A 261-nucleotide genomic window follows, 5' to 3' on the forward strand; every position below is an offset into this window, starting at 1 on the left:
TCTTGTCCTAAAATAAGTTGACACAAAATTGACTTATTTATGAAACATTCAGAACAACCAAGGAAGAAGCGTACACAACGAGATTACAATTTAGGCTTTAAATTGGCAATAGTTGCCCAAGTTGAAAAAGTTGAGCTGACCTATAAGCAAGCCCAAAAAGCTTATGGTATACAGGGGAGAAGTACTGTTTTGGTTTGGTTACGAAAACATGGTACCTTAGACTGGAGTAAACCAATTCAACACCAAATGCCAAAATCAAAA

General features: G+C 36.0%; 1 pseudogene. It reads left to right on the forward strand.

The features are described 5' to 3' along the window. Positions 1–39: 39 nt before the first annotated feature. Positions 40–261: pseudogene (locus FOF46_RS31220) on the forward strand (IS3 family transposase); the annotation flags it as partial.

The sequence above is a fragment of the Aquimarina algiphila genome, assembly GCF_007489275.1.
GTDB classification, from domain to species: Bacteria; Bacteroidota; Bacteroidia; order Flavobacteriales; family Flavobacteriaceae; genus Aquimarina; species Aquimarina algiphila.